Here is a 19,557-nt window from a genome sequence, read left to right on the forward strand (position 1 = left end):
CGGCCGAGTGATGCAATTCACTTAATCACTGATAATGATTCGCCGCAACTACTCTTCGATTCGCGTGCTCGTGGCTGTGATCGGAGCGCGAAGTTCGATCTGGACATCCGCGAGTTTTGTCTCTAATGTGACACCGATCACCCAATCATGCGCATCATTGCCATGAAATAGGAGGAACCATGAAATTCACTTCCGGCCCCGGACGGTTGGCGATACTTGCGACGGCCGGAGCCATGATGACGGTCGCCGCGTGCAGTGGTGGGGGCCCAGCCGGATCCACGGCATCAGGGGAGATGCCCGCGAAAATAACCCTGCTCTCGACGACCGACAAGACCGGCGCGCTCACGTACGTGGGTGGATCACAGCTCGAAGGGATCGAACTGGCGATCGAAGAGATCAACCAACAGAAGTTCCTCGGGGATTCCGTCGTCGAACTCGACAGTCGAGACACTGCCGGTGACGCGCAGACGGCCGCGAGTCAGGTTACCGAGGGCATTGCCAACCCCAACGTCGCAGCCATCCTCGGAACGGTGTCGGGAGCTCAGTCCGTCGCCGTGGCGCCGATCGCCGAATCATCCAAGACGCCGATCGTGTTCACGCAATCCGGTAGCGCAGGGGTCGTCATCGGCGATTACACGTTCCGCTCGACCGCTCCGCAGGAAACCTACTTTCCCAAGGCGATCGATCACTTGAAGACGCTGGGAGCCAAACGAATCAGCGTCCTCTACAACGCAGGTCAGCCGACTCTGGCCGAAATTGCTGAGAATCAGCTGCCCGGTATGCAGGAGAGCGAGGACCTCGAGATCCTGTCCAGCACCAGCGTGCAGTCGACCACGCAGGATTTCGCGTCGACCATCACCAAGATCGTCGGCGAAAAGCCGGATGCCGTCGTGTTCCTTCTCGTCGGCGCACAGAACTCGACCGCCATGTCGCAGCTTCGTCAAGCCGGCTTCGACGGTCCGGCCGTCGGCAACCCCGCAGCAGGTGCGGGCAACCTCGCGCCCGCCGGGCCTGCCGGGGCCGGAATGTTCTGGGCTACGGACTTCAATTACCTACAGACGGCGCCGTCCTCTGTCGCGTTCGTCAAGGCGTACAACGCCAAATACGGCAAGAACCCTCTCAATTATGCGGCGGAAGGCTATGACGCTGCGTGGATGATCGCCCGCGCGATCAAAGAATCCGGGGGCGCATCTCGCGAAGACATCAAGAACGGTCTCGATGCGGTAGCCGCAGCAGGCTTCGATGGTGCGGTCGGCCCTGTGACGTTCGAGGGTAACGACCAACGGGTCGATGGGGTCGTAGTCGAGTGGGACGGCACCTCGGAAGGATTGCTGGCGGAATGACATACATCGAACTCCGACGAGGATCGGTGGTCTGAAGCCATGGGCCAGACTCTCGTCGACGCAGCGATTCTCGGATCGATCTACGTCCTGTTCTGCCTCGGTATGAGCCTCGTGTGGGGGACCGTCGGAATTTTGAACTTCGCGCACGGCGCGATATTCATGTTCTCCGGGTTCGTCGGTTACCTGGTGGTCGATGGCCGACAACTGCCGATGATCGGCGTCATCGCAGTGTCGGTGCTCGTCGGCGCGCTCCTGTCCACCGCCATCGAAGTGCTTGCCTTTCAGCCGATTCTCAAGCGAGCGAAGACCCACCGAATCGCGGAGCTGCAGATTCTGATCGGTGGCATCGGTGTGGCTGCCATCCCGCTGGCGGTCGCCCAGTACGTCACCAAGAGTGAACCGTTCGGATTCTCGAACAGTTCTTACGCAGTGGAGGTCTTCTCGTTCTTGGGCTTGCGGATATCGAACACCGGACTGGTGATCGTCCTGTCCGCCGTCGTCCTGACGGTCGGAATGGCAGTGTGGCTACGAAAGTCGATGGCAGGCTTGGCTTTGCGAGCAATCGGAGTCGATTCCGAGACTGCAGCCCTGATGGGAGTCGATCGACGCAAACTCTCACTCGCGACGATGGCATTCGCCGGCGGCCTCGCCGGTCTGGCCGGGGCACTGCTCACCTTCAACCTCGGAGCGATAACCCCGGAAAGTGGTGAAACGCTGTTGATCAAGGCTTTTGCGGTGATCATCCTCGGTGGCGTCGGAAGCACTGCGGGTGTCGCCGCCGGCGCGTACATCCTCGCTTTGTCGGAGACGTTGGTGCTGCGGTTCACCGGCGGGGGATGGGTCGACGCGGTCTGCTTCGGCATGATCTTCCTCGTTCTGTTGCTCCGCCCGCAGGGTCTCTTCGGACGCAAGGAGGTGCGGCGGGTATGAACGACTTCTACTTCTCGCACATCGTCCTCTTCCAGAGCACATTCACCGTGCTGTTGCTGGCTCTCAGTATTCAGGTACAGCTCAGGATGGGTGTCTTCTCGTTCGCGGGTGCAGGCTTCTACGGTCTCGGGTCCTACGGGGCCGCCATCTTCGTGATCCGTTACGGCTTCTCGTCGTTTGCGGCGATCGCGGCGATCATGGTGGTGTGCGGCCTGATCGGATTTCTTCTCGCCCTGCTGGTGCAGCGGCTCAACGGTCTCTATCTCGCGATGGCGACGGTGTCCTTCGACTTGATCATCACGGTTGTCGCGCACAACGGCGGTACCTTGACCGGCGCTTCTGTCGGACTGTTCGGAGCTCTTGCATTCCCGCAGTTGACGATCGGGCACATCATCGCGATCACTGTGCTGGTGGTGGTTCTGTTGGCACTGAGCGAGCGTGGCCGGCTGGGGCGGCGCATCGACGCGGTTCGTGAGGACCCCGAACTTGCATCGTCGATGGGCGTGAACGTTGCGCGCTATCGAATCTCGTCGTTCGTGATCAGCGGATTCATCGGCGCTCTCGGAGGTGCCATCAATGTGCTGCTGCGGACGACGGTGGCCCCCGAGAGCATCGGTTTCCCACTGGTCGTGCTCGGGTTGACAATCATCATCGTCGGCGGCGGAAGATCCTGGCTGGGCATCGTCATCGGGGCCGTCATCTTCACCTGGCTTCCGTACTACCTCGAAATCGTCGGGCAGTATCAAGCGATCGTGTACGGCATCATCGTCGCCGTTGCAGCTGTGTACGTCCCGGGTGGAATCTACGGAACTGTCCTCGATCTCATTCGTAAATCGAAGGCCAAGCGCTTTGCGGGGGATGAACGTGTCAAAGAGCCCGCTGATGCCGTCGAGAAGCTGGATCTGGCCGAGGCAGGAGACAAACCATGACGACCGACGCAGAATCGCGTGAGGCCACGCAGGACGAGTCGACAACCGACGTGGTCCTCGGGATCGACGACGTTGCAGTGCATTACGGCGGCATAAAGGCGGTCGACGGCATTTCCTTCGACATCACTCGCGGCAAGATATTCGGAATCCTCGGTCCCAATGGATCCGGAAAGAGCACTCTGCTGGCAGCAGTGACGAGATTGACCCCGCTCACGCGTGGTGCCCTCACCTTCGAGGGTGCACCGTTTGCCAGGGTGTCGGCGCAGAAGGTCGCCGAACTCGGCATCGCTCGGACATTCCAAACGGTTCGACTGCTGGCCGACCTGACGGTGCGGGAGAACGTCGCGCTCGGTGCCGATCTCGGGGCCGAAAAGGGCGGAATCCGCGAACTCCTACTAGGACGGAGGGCGTTACTGAAGCGGTCGAGAGACGCTGTTGCGGAGGCGCTCGAGCGCACCGGGCTCACCGGACTCGAGGACGTCCGGCCGGGAGAATTGTCCTATGGTCTGCAGCGGCGTGTGGAGATCGCACGTGCAATAGCGATGTCCCCCACACTGCTTCTGCTCGACGAGCCGACCGCGGGTATGAACAAGTCCGAACGTGAGGATGTTTCCGCGCTGCTGAAGAAGCTGCGTGAGGAGGGATTGACGCAGCTCCTCGTGGAACACGACGTGCAGATGATGGTCGATACCTGTGACACGTTGATAGCCATGAACTTCGGAGTCCTGATCGCTCAGGGCACGCCCCGTGACGTGGTCCGTGAACCCAGCGTGCAAGAAGCCTATCTCGGAAAGCGAGGAGCTCAGGATGCTCGAAGTGAGTGATCTCCATGTCAAGTACGGCAAGGTGAGTGCGGTTACGAATATCAGCTTGGCCGTCGAGCCCGGCCGAATCACGTTGGTACTGGGCGCGAACGGTGCCGGAAAGAGTACGACGCTGCGAACCATTGCAGGCTTGGTGCAACCGACATCCGGTAAAATCGTTCTCGACGGCGAGTCTCTGGTGGGCCTGAAGGCCAATCGCGTAGTGGGTAGGGGGATTTCGCTCGTACCCGAAGGTCGTCAGGTCTTTGCGTCATTGACCGTGGCCGAGAACCTTCGCATCGGTGGCTATACGTCCACCAAGGAGAAGCGCGAGAAGAACACCGAGCTGGCCTACGAACTGTTCCCTATCCTGCGGGAGCGCAAGGACGGCCCTGCTGGACTTCTGAGCGGCGGCGAGCAGCAGATGCTCGCGTTCGGTCGAGGCCTGATGTCCGACCCGAAATACATCATGATGGACGAGCCGTCGATGGGCCTTGCGCCGGCGATCGTCGATACCGTCATGGGCAGCGTCCGCGACATCGCAGACCGTGGGCTGGGTGTGCTGATGGTGGAGCAGAACGCGCAAGCCGGCTTGACCGTCGCCGATCATGTCGTGGTGGTCAACCGCGGTGAATCGGTCTACTCCGGGAGTGTCGAGGAAGCCAGGTCCCACTCGTCCGTGGTCTTGGCGTTCCTCGGTGAGGCGGCGTTGGAGTCATGAGTCGATTCGAGGGTCGCGTAGTACTCATCACCGGCGCTGCACGGGGTCAAGGACGAAATCACGCGCTTCGATTTGCGGCGGAGGGCGCGGACATCATTGCGGTCGACGCCTGTGCCGATGTCGACACTGTCGGTTACGACCTGGCCACGGAAGAGGATTTGGCAGAAACGGTTCGACTCGTCGAGGATGCTGATCGGCGAATTGTGGCGTCGAAGACAGACGTACGCAACCTCGACGAGTTGAAGGCCGCCGTCGATGTCGGGGTCGCCGAATTGGGTAGGCTCGATGTCGTCGTCGCTAATGCGGGTATCGCAGGGAGCGGAACGACTCACGAGCTCTCGGCACGGAACTGGCACAACATGATCGAGACGAATCTGACCGGGGTGTGGAACACGACGACGGCGGCCACTCCGCACATCTTGGCGGGCGGCAGGGGCGGCTCGATGGTGTTGATCAGTTCGGTCGCCGGTACGAAAGGCCTGCCCTACAACGCGCATTACACGGCAGCCAAGCACGGTGTGGTGGGGTTGATGAAGAGTCTCGCCAACGAGCTGGGGCCGCAGAACATCCGAGTGAACACGGTCAATCCCACAAACGTGGACACCCGGATGCTGCTCAACGACGCCATTTACAAGCTGTTCCTGCCGGACGAAGATGCGCCGACCCGCGAACAAGTGGTTCCGCTTCTCCACGACATGCACGTGCTGGACGTGCCCTATGTGCAGGTGGACGACGTCAGCAATGCAGTGCTCTTCTTGGCGAGCGACGAGTCACGTTACATCACAGGGATTTCCATTCCGGTCGATGCGGGTGTCCTGATCAAGTAGTGGCCCACCGAAGGTGCGGTTTGTCAGCCGCGCTTTCCGGTCGGTTTGAACTTCACGCGGAGCTCCGGAATGCCGCGTGAAAACTGCCCTCCTCTTCCGTCTGGCGCATGATCAGGTGAGCCGGTTCGAAATTCCGAAGAGTCGGTGCGACTGGGGGTTCGGCCAGGCTTGGATCACGGCCGCATCGCACGCACTGGTGTCGTTACGTGTCCTCATTCGACCCCTCCGGTCGGTGGGGCAGCAGTATGCGCTCGAAGATTTCATCGACGAACGGGTTCAGATCGATCGCGTCATCGTGGTAGAAGCTCGCGAATTCGGAGTATGTCATCTCGCCGTCGTACCCGAGTTCGTCGATGATGTCCGTCCACTGAGCTGCAGCAGAGGCCCAGTCCGACAGTGAGGTTCTCGGGTCGTCCAGAGCCTCGGACTGCTCGAGCAAGCCGACTTGCTCCTCGTTGATGGACTGCAGCCGCTCGCGGGCGTCCGGGTCGAACTCGGTGATGGCCCCGCCTGCGTCCTCGACCTCGTTCACACCTTGCGCGATCGCCTCCCAAGTCGTTCGAATGTTGGTTTCGATGAACACATCGAGCCGATCGAACAAGAGTTGCTGAGCTATCAGCGGCAGACCGTCCCAACGGTCCTGGTTGACCAGAACCGAGCCGAAGGTGAGCGCGAATCCGGCGTCGGGATCGATGACGACGTTCGGTGTCAGCCCGAGGTAGCCGCCGAGCACCGCGTTCTGAATCGACGTAGCGGTGCAATCGACGACGCCGCGCTGCAGGCTCTCGTACAGTTCCGCATACGAGGCTGTGACCGGAACAGCGTTCAGGCCGGCCAACTGCGCGCCCTGCGTGCGGCCCGCGGCCGCAATCTGACGGCCGGCAAGCTGGTCGAGGGAGGCCGCCTCGTCCGTGCACAGCAACGCCATTCCGCCACCGTTGTACGACGGCATGAGCAGGTGCATGTTGCGGTCTTCGAACTCCTGCGAAATCTCGTCGGTCCCGTACACGGATTGCAGCAGCCAACCGTGCGACTGCAACATTCCAGCAATAGGTGACGTATCGCCCAAGAATGACGCATTGATCAGCGTATTGATGGCGGGATACTCGGCGGGCCTTGTTGCACTGGAGAAACCGTCGATGTCGGTACGTCCGTCGCCGACCGCATCATCTATCTCGGAGGCGCCTGCGATCGCATTGGCGTAGAAGATCTCGAACGTGATCTTTCCTCCGGACCACTCGGTGATTGCGTCGTAATAGATTTCCATCTTGTCGCTGACGAGTGAGCCCTGCGGGCCCGGAGTCTGGGCGTACAACTCGATCGGTTCGACGTCGTCGAATGCGGTCTGATAGGCGTCCATCGACGCGCCGAACTCGATGCCTGGTCCGCCGGCTGCGGACGTGCTCGTGGCCGAGCAAGAGGCGACCACGGCACTGGCGGTCAGTATTGCGACCGCAGAAAGCGATCGGGAGAAGCGTGTGCGGAACATCGTGGGTACTACCCGCCCATCTGGCTCGGAATATAAGTGGCGATTTCCGGGAACATCACCAGGAGGACGACGAACAACAGGGCGATAGGGATTACCCATGCGACACTGGCGAATACGTCGCGCAGACTGATCTTGTTGCCCAAGTTGACCTCTGGATCCTGAGCGACACCGTGAACGATGTAGGACAAGATCCCGACCGGTGGAGTGATGACCGCGAGTTCTCCCATGAAAACCACGAAGACGCCGAACCACAGGAGCGAAATGTCGAGGTAGGCCAGCGTCGGGATCAGCAGCGGGACCGTCAGCAGCATCATTGCGAGCGCATCGAGGAACATTCCCATGATGAGGTAGACCACGGTCATCAGTGCCAGGAACTGCCACGTCGATAGTCCCAGGTTGACTGTCCAATCGGTGAAACCTGTTGTCAGGCCCGTCAGGGGCAGCATTCGCGACAGTGCAGTGGCACCGAGCAGCATCAGGAAGATGGAACCGGTGCTGGCAACAGCGCTCACTGCGGCGTCGCTGACTGCAGACCAGGGGCGGTCTCGTCTGCGCGCGACCAGCGCAACAACCAGAGCTACCATCGCAGCGGCCGCGCCGGCTTCGGTGGCGGTGAATAGCCCGGAGAACATCCCGACCACTACCACCAGGACCAGCACGGGAACGGGCCAGATGGATGCCAGCGCTCGCCACTTCGCCGCCGACTTCTCGAGAAGTGCCTGCGATTTCTCGGGTGTCTCTGGCTTCACGACGGTGGCCGCGATCATCAGTGCCAAGGAGAACAGAGCGGCTACGGCTACGCCCGGTCCTACGCCGGCGAGGAGTTGCTCGCCGACGGGAACTTCGGCAATACCAGCGAACACGACCAGGGTGATGGACGGCGGTATCAGCTGACCGGGCAAGCCCGCAGCCATGACGGATCCGATCGCCAAGCGCTTGTCGTATCCGGCGCGGAGCATCTCGGGGATACCGATACGCGCGAGTGCGTAGGTGGTGCCGACGGTCGATCCGCTGACCGAGGCGAGTCCGGCACCGGCAATGTTGGTTCCGACGGCCAGCCCTCCCGGCATCCAGCCGAGCCACGTGCGGGCAACGTCATACAACTTCTCGGTGACTCCGGAGCGCCACAGGAGAAGGCCCATGAAGACGAACATCGGGATGACGCTCAAGGTCCACTGCGCCACATTGTGATACGGCAACTTGCTGACTGTGCTCGTGACGACACCGAAGTCGCGCAGCGCCCACAGGCCCAGAAGCGCTGAAATCAGCAGAGCGAAGCCGATATGCATCCGCAGGAAGATCAGACTCAGCAACAAGACGATGGACAGGATGCCGATCGTTTCCTTCGATCCACCGAGGAACATCCCGGTAGCGGATCCCACAGCGGCAACAGTAAATGCCGTGAGTGTGAATGCACCGGTGGGGAACTTGTCCGCACGCACTCGTCCAGGTAGTGGCTTCGGGTTTTCCTTCGTGGCGACGGCGGTCATCGTGCTTTCTCGTTTTCGGTGATGGTGTCGGATTCGGTCTCGACGGCCACAGTCGACCCCGAGTCATCGATCGCGCTGTTCCGCAACTGGTGCGACGCCAGCACGAGATACTGGACTCCGAAGGCGCCGAACGCCAGAGGAACCAAATAGGTCAGTGGCCACGCCGCGATATCCGTCAAACCTGCTGTGAGCTCGATCTTCCGGTTGTGTTGTGCGTGACCGAACGAGTAGATCGTCGTCAAAAGGCACACTGCGGCGCAGATCATGCTGGCGGACGAGGCGACGTATCGCTTGGACGCACGAGGGAATCTGCTGAAGAACATGTCGGCCCATACGTGCTCACCGCGTTGCATGGCAATGACGAAACCGAACAAAACTATCAGCGGCATGTACCAATACTGAACACGTTCCAAGGTCCCGCCGATCGGCTCACCGAAAATGGTGCGCGAGAGAGCATTCGCGACGGTGTGCACCATCATTACGACTAGGCCGACGACTGCGGGGATTTCGACGAACTTGAACATCCGGTCGGACAACGGGGTGTTCAACAGAGGGTCTCCGATCGCTGGATGTGATGCACACAACCGTATCCGTACTAATGATACGAATCAATACAATTCGGACATTCGGTACTGTCCTGACGCCCCGATATCCGCGGCGTGTAGCCGGCGATGCCTGCGGTGTCGAAGGACTCGTTCGAACGCCTAGTGCAGCGACGTAGACATCGACGTAGACATCGACGTAGTCGGCAACCTCACCGCGCGTCGACACGTCCGCACAGTGTGCAAGAAACCGTGACGGTCGCCATTCGCGCGGTCGTCGCCTCGGCCGCGTCGCCGTCGACATTTATCGAGGGCACCGCTGCGCCGTGGGAAGACAGTTCGAGTGCTACAGCTCTCCCGCTTCCGCTGTCGGCACCGGTGACGATGGCAGCCAGGTCACCGGCCCTTCCAGACCGGTGTCCGCTTCTCCTTGAATGCTGAGGCACCCTCACGTGCATCCTCGGACGACCGCACCGGCTCGTAGATCTTCCACATCTCTGCGAACTGCTCGTCGTTGGACCAGTCTCGCGCCTTGGTGATGATCTCTTTCGTGGCACGGACTGCGAGCGGGCCGTTCGCGGCGATCTTCTTCGCCAGTTCCAGTGCCGTGGCCAAGGCCTCGCCAGGGGCGGTGAGTCTGTTGATCAACCCGGCGTCCTTGGCTTCCTGCGCGCTGACGAAATCTCCGGTCAAGGACCATTCGACGGCCAGGGCGTGAGGAACTCTCAGCGGAAGGCGCAACAATCCGCCGCCGCCGGCGAGAAGGCCTCGCTTGACCTCGGGGAGACCGAACAGTGCAGTCTCCGAAGCGACTACGAGATCGCAAGCCAGCACGATCTCGAAACCCCCAGCGATGGCATGACCCTCGACGGCCGCGATGAGCGGCTTCGCCGGGGGTGTCTCGGCTACCCCTGCGAATCCGCGACCGGGAATCGATGGCTTCTCACCGGCGAGGAATGCTTTGAGATCCATTCCTGTGCAGAAGCTTTTGCCTTCACCGGTGATGACCCCGGCCACGAGGTCGTTCCGAGCATCGAGCTCATCCATCGCATCGGCGATGGCCTGCGCGGTGGCAGTGTCGATCGCGTTGCGCACCTCGGGACGAGTGATGGTGACGACCTGCACCCCGTCGATCTGCTCCACGCGAACCGGTGCATTCTGTGCGCTCATCGCGGTGCCATCCTGATTGCGCCGTCGAGCCTGATGACTTCACCGTTGATCATGGCGTTGTCGATCATGTGAAGGGCAAGTTTGGCGTACTCGTCCGCGTCGCCCAGGCGAGCGGGGTGCGGAATCTGCGCGGCCAGGCCGTCGCGAATTTCCTGCGAGAAGCGCGACAGAATTGGAGTATCGAAAATTCCGGGCGCAATACTGTTGACGCGAACCAGCTTTCGGGACAGATCGCGGGCCGCCACCAACGTCATCCCTACGACGCCTGCCTTGGCCGATGCGTAGGGAATCTGTCCGATCTGGCCTTCCCAGGCGGCGACGGACGCGGTCATGATCACAACTCCGCGTTCGCCATCGACGGGTTCGTTGCGGACCATACGGGCGGCCGCGAGCCGTAGAACGTTGAAGCTGCCGATCAGATTGGTTTGGATCAGCGAGGTGTAGAGCTCCAAAGAGCCTGGAGTTCCATCTTTTTCGACCACCCTGACGGTGCCGCCGCGGCCTGCGCAGTGCACTACCGAGCGCAGGGGAGCCCGCGACTCGGCAAGGTCGAGCGCGGCGTCGACGGCATCGGGATCGGCGACATCGGCCGGTCCGAACTGCACGAGGTCGCCGAGCTCGCCAGCGACGTCCTTACCGGCCGACTGTGGGAGGTCGACGATGACAGTGTTCACGCCTGCGGCCACGAAACGCTTCACCGTTGCGAGTCCGAGTCCCGAGGCACCGCCGGTGACGACGGCGGAGGAATTGGTGAGGTCCATGAAACCTGTTCCTTACTTCAGAATTTCGATGATGGTTGCGTTGGCCATTCCGCCGGCCTCGCACATGGTCTGCAGGCCGTAGCGGCCGCCGATGCGTTCGAGATGGTTGATCATCGTGGTCATCAATCGAGCGCCCGACGCGCCGAGGGGATGCCCGAGGGCAATGGCCCCGCCCACTGGATTCACCGACTCTTCGTCGACGCCGAGTTCCTTGGCCCACGCCAGCGGCACCGAAGCAAAGGCCTCGTTGACCTCGAAGGCCGAGATGTCGGAGAGAGTCAGGCCCGCCTTCTTCAATACCTTCTCGGTAGCGGGGATTGGACCGGTCAGCATGAGCAGTGGATCGTCGCCGATCACTGCGGAGGCGATGATTCGGGCTCTCGGGCGCAGCCCCAGCTCGAGCGCGCGTTCTTCGCTCATGAGAAGCAGGGCGGCTGCGCCGTCGGTGATCTGGGAGGCATTGCCCGCGGTGACGGACCAGTCGAGATCCGGGAATTGAGTGCGTCGTTCCTCGGTTCCGAATACTGCTTTCAGTCCGCCGAGCTTTTCGGTCGTCGTACCCGTCCTGATGGTTTCGTCCGAAGTCAGCTCGCCGACCGGCACGATCTCGTTGTCGAACCAGCCGCTGTCCCGGGCGGTGGAGGCGCGTTCGTGGGATCTAGCCGAGTAGTCGTCGAGCTGCGCACGCGTAATTCCCCACTTCTGAGCAACAAGTTCCGCGGAAATCCCCTGAGGGACAAGGGTGGGAAAGCGCTCGCGCACACCGGCACCGAAAGGGTCGGCATCTCCGCGCGCACTACCCATCGGAACGCGACTCATCGATTCGACACCACCGGCAAGGACGATGTCGTATGCCCCGGCCGCGACGCCTTGGGCGGCGAAGTCGATTGCCTGCTGGCCCGAGCCACATTTGCGCTCGACCGTCACCGACGGAACGTGCACTGGGAAGCCCGCAGCGAGCACGGCCTGACGACCGGGGGTGGAGGATTGTTCGCCATTGCCGCCGACGCATCCGATGATGACGTCGTCGACGAGTCCTGCGTCCAGGGCAGAGCGATCCACCAACTGACGCAGCACTCGACCGAGCAGGTCCGCCGGGTGCAGGTGGGACAACCCTCCGCCGAGCTTGCCCTTCGCCATGGGCGAGCGAACGGCGTCGACGATGACCGCACGAGTCATGAAAACCCTCCTGGGGCAGGTTATTGGAAACGTGGCGTTGCATTCATGATTATGTTTAGCATGAACCTAGCGGAACCTGTGGAGATTCTTGTACCGTAGGTCACATCGGATTAGTATAATCATGAGCATGAAAGGGGTGGCTATGTCCGCCAGCACACTGACCGACGACGAGCGCGCCATCAAAGAGGTGGCTGCGAAGGTCGCCACCGAGCGCTATGCGCCCAAGGCTGCCCAGTGGGATGCAGACAGAACTGCCTTCCCGCTGGAGGAGCGAAAGTTCCTCGGCTCGCTCGGGTTCCTCGGCATCGCCCTTCCGGAGCGCTTCGGAGGAGGAGGAGCACCCCTTCAACAGGCGCTCAACGTCATCGAAGAGTTCGCTTACCACTGCAGGCCGGCGGCATTCCAGATATTCGAGGCAAACACGGGTCCAGCTCAGGTCATCGCGCGCATCGGGACCGAGGAGCAGCGAGAGCGTTTCCTTCCCGGCATCATCGCCGGAGACATCACCATGGCGGTCGCGATCTCCGAACCCGACGCCGGTTCCGCCGCTACCGATATGACCACCAAGGCAACCGTCGACGGCGACACCATTCGCGTAACGGGGAACAAGCGCTGGATCTCCAACGGGTCCGAGGCCGACGTCTACCTCGTGTACTCACGGATGAGCGATGCCCCGGGTGCCAAGGGCATCGGCGCAGTCCTCGTGGAGGCGAACCGAGAGGGTGTCAGTTACGGGGCGCGCGAGAAGCTGATGGGCTTTCGGGGCATTCCCTCCGCCGACATCTACTTCGACGACGTTGTGGTTCCGAAGGAGAACATCGTCGTGCGGCCCGGCGGCTTCCGGAAGTTGTTCACCGCGTTTTCCATCGAAAGACTCGGTAACTCGACGATGAGCCTCGCCCTGGGGCAGGCAGCTCTCGACCTTTCCATTCGTTACGTGCAGGAGCGGACGCAGTTCGGCAAGCCGTTGATCGAGTTTCAAGCGGTCCAGATGACCATCGCCGATATGGCACTGCAGGTGGATGCCGCCAGACTGTTGTTGCAGAGAGCTGCTGCGTCGGTGACCGATGGAGAGCAGCTTCCCAACTCGCTGCACGTCTCGCTTGCCAAGTGCACCGCGAACGAAATGGCCAAGAAGGTAACCGATCTCGCTATGGAGCTGCACGGCGGGAACGGTTACACCGAGGAGTTCGGCATCGAGCGTATGCACCGCGACGCACACGGATGGGCTCTTGCCGGTGGTACCCCGACAATGCAACGAACTCGAATAGTCTCCGAATTACTGGGACGTTCGTTCGATCAACGCGCATGAACAGCCCCGCCACTCGAGAAGGAGCATCACACATGCAGCGCTACGAAGGCCGCATCGCCGCCGTCATCGGCGGGGGGTCCGGAATGGGCCGAGCAATCAGTCACCGTCTCGCGTCCGAAGGTGCATTCGTTTACGTCACCGATCTGAGCGAGGAGTCCGCGTCGAAGGTTGCGGCCGAGATCGACGCTGCGGGTGGTCAGGCCACAGCCGTGACCGTCGACGCAACGAACAACGACGATCTCCGTGCGTTGTTCGCGAAAATCGACGAGGAGAAAGGCGTTCTGCACGCCCTTCACGCTCAGGTCGGCATGCCCGGTCCCGGGGGTCTCGACGTGGACGACGCGGCGTGGCAGAAGAATATCGACGTCAACGTCAAGAGTGCCTACTACTCGACGACGCTCGGCTTCGAGCTGCTCAAGAAGGCCGGAGGAAAGGGATCGGTCACGCTGACCTCGTCCACGTCGGCACTCATCGGGTCGCCGTTCAGTCCGATCTACTCCATGACGAAGGGCGCGCTCGTGCCGTTCGGCCGGTCCCTGGCGCTCAACGGAGCCAAGGACGGAATCCGCGTCAACGTCATCTGCCCCGGTCAGGTCAAGACTCCGATGCTTGCGCAGTTCTTCGGCCGCGAGCCCGGCTCGGACGTCTCTGCCCTGGCGGCGGATTTCGTCGCGACGATTCCCCTCGGCCGTGGTGCCGAGCCCGAGGAGATCGCGTCGGTGATCGCCTTCCTCAACAGCGACGATGCCAGCTACATCACGGGGGTCACCATTCCTGTCGACGGCGGCCTCACCGCTCAGTAAGCACGTACACCCCACACTTCTCGAAGGGATCGAACATGGTTCAGGTCGGCTTACTGCTCAGCGACGTGCCGAAGTCGGTGACGCCGGCGCAGCAGTTCAAGGACATCCTCCGGATAGTCGAGACAGCGGAGGACAATGGATTCAACTACATCGCGATCGGCCAGCACTTCCTCTACGGAGATCTGCGCTGGCTCCAGCCGGTCCCGCTGTTGGCTCGGCTTGCGGCGCACGTGGCTCCTACGACCAAACTCGTCACGCAGATCATGATTGCGCCGCTCTACCACCCCGTGATGCTCGCCGAAGAGATCGCGACGCTCGACGTAGTCACCGAGGGTCGGCTCATCTTCGGTGCCGGATTGGGTTACCGGCCCGAAGAATTCGACTACCTGCAGGTGCCCTACAAGGAGCGTGCCGGTCGGTTCGACGAGTGCCTTCAGGTCATGAAGCAGCTGTGGACACAGGACGAGGTCACCTTCGAGGGCAAGTACTTTCAGCTCGACGGCGTCAAGCCGCACCTGTTTCCGGTACAGCAACCGCACGTCCCTATCTGGATCGGAGCTCACGCGATGGGCGGCGTGCGTCGTGCTGGTAAGTACGGCGACGCCTACGCGGTTCCTCCGGAGACCCCGAAACACGAGGTCGAAGAGCGCTACCGCGTCGTGAAGGATCTATTCGAAGCGCGCGGCAAGGAGTTCGGCTCGCAACCGCTGCGGCGCAACGTCCTCGTCGCGGACAGCAAGGAAGAAGCCATGGTGGAGTATGCGCGTGTTGCCCAGGGGCGCTACTTGACCTATGCCGCAAAGGGACTCGACGTCATGGCCGGTCGCGATCTGGCGAATCAGTTCGCCGAGTCCGTCTCGGACCACGTGATCGTCGGTACCCCCGACGACGTCGTCGGCAAGCTCACCGATCTCGTCACCACCCTGCCCGTCGATCCCCTGTTGCTGCGTCCGCAGTGGCCGACGATGGACGGCGACGAGACCATCGCTGCCATAGAGCGTCTGGGCAAGGACGTCGTGCCGTCGATGCTGGCGATCGAGCCGTTCCGGGACTTCAAGTGACACAGACCTATCAGGACTTGCACCCCAACTTTTCCGATCCAGCAGGGTGGACGCTGAACAACGTGCTGCGTACCCATGCCTCGGCAACGCCGGATGCACCGTTTCTCCTCACCCCGGAGGAAGGCCTCGAGTTCAGCTATTCGGAGATGCTCGGTTCGGCGGAGCGTATCGCCGGATCATGGCACGCGGCGGGCGCTCGTCAGGGCGATCGCGTGGTGATCATGGCAGTGAATTCGTCACGGCTGGTGCGGAGTTGGTTCGCTGCGGCCGTGGGAGGCACCGTCGAGGTGCCGATCAACACCAACTACGAGGGTGAGTTTCTCCGCCACCAGATCGTCACGGTCGGTGCGCGATGGGCGGTCATCGACGACACGTTCGCCGAGCGCTTCGTCTCCATCGCAGAGCATGCGCGGGGCATCGAGAAGTTCTGGGTCATCGATACCGGAACGGCCGACAAGGCCATCGCGATTCTTCGTGACAACGGTTGGCCGGCAGCGACCTGGGACGAGTTGGAGACGGGATCTCCCGTCACAGTGCAGGCACCGCGTGCCCAGGACCTCGGCGCAATCTTCTTCACCTCCGGTACGACGGGCCCGTCCAAGGGTGTGGCCATGCCGCATTCTCAGCTGTATTTCTTCGCCCAGGAGGTGGTGTCGCTGACGCGTCTGACCCCTGCCGATCGCTACATGACCACGACTCCGCTCTTTCACGGCAACGCGCAGTTCATGGCCGTCTATCCCGCCCTGGTCGCCGGGGCCAGCGCAGTGGTGCACTCGAAGTTCAGTGCCAGTCGCTGGATCGATATGGTTCGCGCTTCGGCCGTCACGGTCACCAATTTCGTCGGCGTCATGATGGACTTCGCGTGGAAGCAGGCCCCGCGGGACGACGATCTCGACAACTCGCTTCGCGCGGTCTACGCAGCGCCGATTGCAGACACGGTCGTCGACGAGTTCAAGGCCCGGTACGGCATCGAGGCCTTCGTCAACGCATTCGGTCTCACCGAGACCTCGGCCCCGATCCTCACGCCCTACGGCGAGAAGATCCCCCCCGGCGCGGCGGGCAAGGTCGCATCGGACTGGTTCGACATCCGACTCGTGGACCCCGAAACCGATCGCGAAGTGCCGGTCGGTGAGGTCGGCGAACTCGTCGTACGTCCACTTCAACCGTGGACGTGCAGCATGGGCTACTACGGCATGCCGGAGAAGACCCTCGAAGCGTGGCGGAACCTGTGGTTCCACACCGGCGATGCACTGCGAAAAGACGAGGACGGCTGGTTCTACTTCGTAGACCGCTACAAGGACGCATTACGCAGGCGCGGAGAGAACATCAGTTCCTACGAGGTCGAGCAGGCCGTGCTCGGGCATCCGTCCGTGGTGGAATGTGCTGTCATCGGTGTACCCGCGGACGTCGAAGCCGGTGAGGACGAGGTGCTGGCCGCCGTCGTGGTCAGTGAAAAAGCCGATGCTGCAGAGATTCTCGACTGGTGTGCAGGGAAGATCCCAGCGTTCGCCACGCCGCGATACGTGCGATTCCTCGACGCGCTTCCGAAAACACCCTCGGAGAAGGTGCGTAAGGCAGTTCTGCGCGACGAGGGCATCACCGTTGACACGTTCGATCGCACCTCGGTGCCGGTCGTCTGAAGCTGGAGGGCAAGGAAAATGGACTACTCGAGCGACCCGACACACGATGACATCAAAGCGGCCGTCAAGACGCTGTGCAAGGCGTTTCCCGACGACTACTGGATGGAACACGACGACAGCCACGAGTTCCCCTGGGACTTCTACAACGCTGTGGCCGAGGGCGGTTGGCTGGGATTGACCGTCCCCGAACACTACGGGGGCGGCGGGCTCGGGGTGACCGAGGCGGCCATCGTCGAACGCGAGATCGCGGCATCCGGTGCCGGGATGGGTGGCTGCAGTGCCGTCCACATCGGCATCTTCGGCTTCGAGCCCATCATCAATCACGGCAGCGACGCCATGAAGCAGAAGTACCTTCCTCGCGTCGTCACCGGTGAGTTGCACACGTCCTTCGCGGTCACCGAACCCGACGCCGGCACCGATACCACCAACATCAAGACGTTCGCCAAGAAGGTCGACGGCGGATTTCTGGTCTCGGGCAAGAAGGTCTGGATCACCAAGGCGCAGGAAGCGGAAAAGATGCTTCTGTTGTGCCGAACCAGTCCGCGTGTCGAGGGTGAGAAGCGCACAGCCGGAATGACATTACTGTTCGCCGACATGGACCGAAGCAAAGTCCAGATCCGACCGATTCCCAAGATGGGTCGCAACGCGGTCGACACCAACGAGTTGTTCATCGATGAGCTGTTCGTAGCCGACGAGGACGTTGTCGGCGAGGTCGGCCACGGTTTCCGCACCATCCTCGGCGGTCTCAACGCGGAGCGTGTGATCTCGGCGAACGCGGCTTTGGGGATCGGCGAAGCGGCCCTTCGCCGCGGCACCCAGTACGCCAAGGAACGTGAAGTCTTCGGCCGGCCGATCGGCAAGAATCAGGGCATCTCCTTCCAACTCGCCGAGGCACGAATCAAGCTCGACGCGGCGACGGCCGTGGTCGACAAGGCAGCCTGGTTGGTCGACGCAGGTTTGCCCTGTGGCCGAGAGGCGAACGCCGCCAAGTACTTGTGCGCCGAAGCCGGATTCTTCGCCGCGGACGTCGCGCTACAGGTGCACGGCGGATTCGGGTTCGGCAAGGAGTTTCATGTCGAACGGTACTTCCGAGAGTCCCGCCTCATGCGGATCGCGCCGATCAGCCAGGAAATGGTCCTCAACTACACCGCCGAGCACGTCCTCGGTCTGCCGCGTAGCTACTGAAGGGAAGTGACATGCAGCCGTACCGTTCCATTCTGTTCGTGCCCGGTCACCGACCGCGCTGGGTCGACAAGGCCGTTGCGTCGGGAGCGGACTGCGTCGTTCTCGATCTGGAAGATTCGGTGCCCGTCGCCGAGAAGGAGTCCGCCCGAGCCACGGTGGCCGAATCCATTGCACGAGTGCGGCAGACCGACTCCGATGTCGGCCTGTTCGTCCGAGTCAATCCACTTGCGACGCGTCTCACCGGCGCAGACCTCGAGGCCGTCGTCGTGCCCGGTCTGACAGGCGTGTTCGCGCCGAAGATCGAAAGTGCCGTCGACGTTCTGCAGTACGACGCGCTGCTCGATCACTTCGAGGCGCGCAACAAGGTGGACGATCTCGAATACATCGTCCCTGTCGAGACGGTGAAGGCCATTCACAATTGCCTCGAGGTTGCAACGGCCTCGCCGCGTGTCGGTGCCATGATCGGACCGTCCGCCGAGCATGCCGATATCGCGCGAGAGGTCGGCTACGAGTGGACGGCGGAGGGTCTGGAGACCCTGTACCTGCGGAGTCGGGTGCTTCTCGCATGCCGGGAAGCGAACATTCACGCACTGACCGGATTGTGGGAGGACCTCGAAAACCTCGACGGGCTGAGGGAATTCGCGGTCAAAGGCCGGCAGTTGGGCTTTCGCGGAATGATCGCGATTCATCCCTCGCACGTGGAGACCGTCAACGACGTGTTCAGTCCGTCCGAGCAGGACATCGAGTTCTACCGCGGGCTGGCAGAGGCGTACGAGAAAGCAGAAGTGCAGGGGACCGGTGCCCTGCGTTACCGCGGCCTGCACATCGACAGGGCACATTACGACAAAGCGGTTCAGTGGCTCGAACGCGCCGAGGCGATCACGAAGAGGAGTAGCAAGTGAGAGGTCTGTATTTCGAGGAGTTCGAGGTCGGCAAACACTACAAGCACGCCATGACCCGGACCGTGACCGAGATGGACAACGTCATGTTCACGTCGTTGACGATGAACATCCAACCGCTGCATCTCGATGCCGAGTTCTGCAAGGGCACCATCCACGGACAACGAGTGTTCAACAGCCTCTTCACCGTTGCGCTCATCGGTGCGTTCCACGTTCCCGAACTCACGATGGGCACCACCCTCGGCAACCTCGGCTACGACAGCGTCAAGTTCCCGAACCCGGTGTTCCATGGCGATACTCTGCGCGCCGAGACCACCATCCTGAACAAGCGCGAATCCAAGAGCCGTGACGACTCCGGCATCGTGTGGTTCGAGCACAGAGGATTCAACCAGCGAGACGAACTCGTCTGCCTTCTGGAGCGAGTCGGCCTGATGGCCAAGCTCCCGGCGGACTTCCCCAGCGAAGGAGCGTGA

At 61.8% G+C, this 19,557-nt stretch carries 19 protein-coding genes; 13 read left to right on the forward strand and 6 right to left on the reverse strand.

Features of this window, described 5'->3' with window-relative positions; genetic code table 11:
• Positions 1 to 179: 179 nt before the first annotated feature.
• Genes ACFI9K_RS07875 through ACFI9K_RS07900 form a run of 6 tightly spaced genes read left to right on the forward strand, consistent with a single transcriptional unit; the run spans position 180 to position 5,553 of the window.
• Positions 180 to 1,343, forward strand: coding sequence for an ABC transporter substrate-binding protein (locus ACFI9K_RS07875; protein ID WP_462662978.1), 1,164 nt, complete (start codon positions 180 to 182; stop codon positions 1,341 to 1,343).
• A gap of 39 nt (positions 1,344 to 1,382) precedes the next feature.
• Positions 1,383 to 2,273, forward strand: a complete 891-nt coding sequence (locus ACFI9K_RS07880; protein ID WP_462662979.1) for a branched-chain amino acid ABC transporter permease — start codon at positions 1,383 to 1,385, stop codon at positions 2,271 to 2,273.
• Complete coding sequence (locus tag ACFI9K_RS07885) at positions 2,270 to 3,202, forward strand: branched-chain amino acid ABC transporter permease (RefSeq protein WP_462662980.1); 933 nt, start codon at positions 2,270 to 2,272, stop codon at positions 3,200 to 3,202. Before ACFI9K_RS07880 ends, ACFI9K_RS07885 begins: the two co-directional genes overlap by 4 nt.
• Positions 3,199 to 4,026, forward strand: coding sequence for an ABC transporter ATP-binding protein (locus tag ACFI9K_RS07890; protein WP_462662981.1), 828 nt, complete (start codon positions 3,199 to 3,201; stop codon positions 4,024 to 4,026). Before ACFI9K_RS07885 ends, ACFI9K_RS07890 begins: the two co-directional genes overlap by 4 nt.
• Positions 4,010 to 4,726: an ABC transporter ATP-binding protein gene (locus ACFI9K_RS07895; protein WP_462662982.1), complete on the forward strand. Its 717-nt coding sequence runs from the start codon at positions 4,010 to 4,012 to the stop codon at positions 4,724 to 4,726. Before ACFI9K_RS07890 ends, ACFI9K_RS07895 begins: the two co-directional genes overlap by 17 nt.
• Entirely contained in the window at positions 4,723 to 5,553 is an 831-nt protein-coding gene (locus ACFI9K_RS07900) for a mycofactocin-coupled SDR family oxidoreductase (protein ID WP_462662983.1), read from the forward strand. The genes ACFI9K_RS07895 and ACFI9K_RS07900 overlap by 4 nt, the downstream gene beginning before the upstream one ends.
• Positions 5,554 to 5,755: 202 nt before the next feature.
• On the opposite strand, the gene dctP is transcribed toward ACFI9K_RS07900, so the two are convergent.
• From dctP to ACFI9K_RS07930, 6 genes are all read right to left on the reverse strand, one after another.
• The gene (dctP, locus tag ACFI9K_RS07905) at positions 5,756 to 7,042 is read right to left on the reverse strand and encodes a TRAP transporter substrate-binding protein DctP (protein ID WP_462662984.1); all 1,287 of its coding nucleotides are present in this window, start codon (positions 7,040 to 7,042) and stop codon (positions 5,756 to 5,758) included.
• 8 nt (positions 7,043 to 7,050) lie between these two features.
• Positions 7,051 to 8,532, reverse strand: coding sequence for a TRAP transporter large permease (locus ACFI9K_RS07910; protein ID WP_462662985.1), 1,482 nt, complete (start codon positions 8,530 to 8,532; stop codon positions 7,051 to 7,053).
• Positions 8,529 to 9,080 carry a TRAP transporter small permease gene (locus ACFI9K_RS07915; RefSeq protein ID WP_462662986.1) on the reverse strand — a complete coding sequence of 184 codons (552 nt, stop codon included), beginning with the start codon at positions 9,078 to 9,080 and terminating at the stop codon, positions 8,529 to 8,531. The genes ACFI9K_RS07910 and ACFI9K_RS07915 overlap by 4 nt, the downstream gene beginning before the upstream one ends.
• A 390-nt stretch (positions 9,081 to 9,470) precedes the next feature.
• A complete protein-coding gene (locus tag ACFI9K_RS07920) occupies positions 9,471 to 10,244 on the reverse strand; it encodes a crotonase/enoyl-CoA hydratase family protein (protein ID WP_462662987.1) in 774 nt (257 codons plus the stop codon).
• On the reverse strand, positions 10,241 to 11,005 hold the full coding sequence (locus ACFI9K_RS07925; protein WP_462662988.1) for an SDR family NAD(P)-dependent oxidoreductase: 765 nt from the start codon (positions 11,003 to 11,005) through the stop codon (positions 10,241 to 10,243). The genes ACFI9K_RS07920 and ACFI9K_RS07925 overlap by 4 nt, the downstream gene beginning before the upstream one ends.
• A gap of 12 nt (positions 11,006 to 11,017) precedes the next feature.
• Positions 11,018 to 12,184, reverse strand: a complete 1,167-nt coding sequence (locus ACFI9K_RS07930; protein WP_462662989.1) for a thiolase family protein — start codon at positions 12,182 to 12,184, stop codon at positions 11,018 to 11,020.
• A gap of 121 nt (positions 12,185 to 12,305) precedes the next feature.
• Between ACFI9K_RS07930 and ACFI9K_RS07935 the strand changes: the two genes are divergently transcribed.
• The 7 genes from ACFI9K_RS07935 to ACFI9K_RS07965 are packed head-to-tail and all read left to right on the forward strand — an operon-like array spanning position 12,306 to position 19,557.
• The gene (locus tag ACFI9K_RS07935; RefSeq protein WP_462662990.1) at positions 12,306 to 13,496 is read left to right on the forward strand and encodes an acyl-CoA dehydrogenase family protein; all 1,191 of its coding nucleotides are present in this window, start codon (positions 12,306 to 12,308) and stop codon (positions 13,494 to 13,496) included.
• Between the two features lie 32 nt (positions 13,497 to 13,528).
• The gene (locus ACFI9K_RS07940) at positions 13,529 to 14,299 is read left to right on the forward strand and encodes an SDR family NAD(P)-dependent oxidoreductase (protein WP_462662991.1); all 771 of its coding nucleotides are present in this window, start codon (positions 13,529 to 13,531) and stop codon (positions 14,297 to 14,299) included.
• A gap of 35 nt (positions 14,300 to 14,334) precedes the next feature.
• Complete coding sequence (locus ACFI9K_RS07945) at positions 14,335 to 15,360, forward strand: LLM class flavin-dependent oxidoreductase (protein WP_462662992.1); 1,026 nt, start codon at positions 14,335 to 14,337, stop codon at positions 15,358 to 15,360.
• Positions 15,357 to 17,000, forward strand: coding sequence for an AMP-binding protein (locus ACFI9K_RS07950; protein WP_462662993.1), 1,644 nt, complete (start codon positions 15,357 to 15,359; stop codon positions 16,998 to 17,000). Before ACFI9K_RS07945 ends, ACFI9K_RS07950 begins: the two co-directional genes overlap by 4 nt.
• Positions 17,001 to 17,018: 18 nt before the next feature.
• Positions 17,019 to 18,185 (forward strand): acyl-CoA dehydrogenase family protein, encoded by a 1,167-nt coding sequence (locus ACFI9K_RS07955; protein WP_462662994.1) that lies wholly within the window; start codon positions 17,019 to 17,021, stop codon positions 18,183 to 18,185.
• An 11-nt stretch (positions 18,186 to 18,196) separates the two neighbouring features.
• Positions 18,197 to 19,087 (forward strand): HpcH/HpaI aldolase/citrate lyase family protein, encoded by an 891-nt coding sequence (locus ACFI9K_RS07960; RefSeq protein WP_462662995.1) that lies wholly within the window; start codon positions 18,197 to 18,199, stop codon positions 19,085 to 19,087.
• Complete coding sequence (locus tag ACFI9K_RS07965) at positions 19,084 to 19,557, forward strand: MaoC family dehydratase (RefSeq protein WP_462662996.1); 474 nt, start codon at positions 19,084 to 19,086, stop codon at positions 19,555 to 19,557. The genes ACFI9K_RS07960 and ACFI9K_RS07965 overlap by 4 nt, the downstream gene beginning before the upstream one ends.

The organism is Rhodococcus sp. PSi06 (assembly GCF_054960675.1).

Coding starts and splice junctions, on each gene's coding strand:
- ACFI9K_RS07960 (WP_462662995.1), top strand. CDS start 18,197: ATGCAGCCGTACCGTTCCATTCTGTTCGTGCCCGGTCACCGACCGCGC.
- ACFI9K_RS07900 (WP_462662983.1), top strand. CDS start 4,723: ATGAGTCGATTCGAGGGTCGCGTAGTACTCATCACCGGCGCTGCACGG.
- ACFI9K_RS07895 (WP_462662982.1), top strand. CDS start 4,010: ATGCTCGAAGTGAGTGATCTCCATGTCAAGTACGGCAAGGTGAGTGCG.
- ACFI9K_RS07925 (WP_462662988.1), bottom strand. CDS start 11,005: ATGGACCTCACCAATTCCTCCGCCGTCGTCACCGGCGGTGCCTCGGGA.
- ACFI9K_RS07955 (WP_462662994.1), top strand. CDS start 17,019: ATGGACTACTCGAGCGACCCGACACACGATGACATCAAAGCGGCCGTC.
- ACFI9K_RS07875 (WP_462662978.1), top strand. CDS start 180: ATGAAATTCACTTCCGGCCCCGGACGGTTGGCGATACTTGCGACGGCC.
- ACFI9K_RS07910 (WP_462662985.1), bottom strand. CDS start 8,532: ATGACCGCCGTCGCCACGAAGGAAAACCCGAAGCCACTACCTGGACGA.
- ACFI9K_RS07930 (WP_462662989.1), bottom strand. CDS start 12,184: ATGACTCGTGCGGTCATCGTCGACGCCGTTCGCTCGCCCATGGCGAAG.
- ACFI9K_RS07880 (WP_462662979.1), top strand. CDS start 1,383: ATGGGCCAGACTCTCGTCGACGCAGCGATTCTCGGATCGATCTACGTC.
- ACFI9K_RS07945 (WP_462662992.1), top strand. CDS start 14,335: ATGGTTCAGGTCGGCTTACTGCTCAGCGACGTGCCGAAGTCGGTGACG.
- ACFI9K_RS07885 (WP_462662980.1), top strand. CDS start 2,270: ATGAACGACTTCTACTTCTCGCACATCGTCCTCTTCCAGAGCACATTC.
- ACFI9K_RS07935 (WP_462662990.1), top strand. CDS start 12,306: ATGAGCATGAAAGGGGTGGCTATGTCCGCCAGCACACTGACCGACGAC.
- ACFI9K_RS07890 (WP_462662981.1), top strand. CDS start 3,199: ATGACGACCGACGCAGAATCGCGTGAGGCCACGCAGGACGAGTCGACA.
- ACFI9K_RS07920 (WP_462662987.1), bottom strand. CDS start 10,244: ATGAGCGCACAGAATGCACCGGTTCGCGTGGAGCAGATCGACGGGGTG.
- dctP (WP_462662984.1), bottom strand. CDS start 7,042: ATGTTCCGCACACGCTTCTCCCGATCGCTTTCTGCGGTCGCAATACTG.
- ACFI9K_RS07940 (WP_462662991.1), top strand. CDS start 13,529: ATGCAGCGCTACGAAGGCCGCATCGCCGCCGTCATCGGCGGGGGGTCC.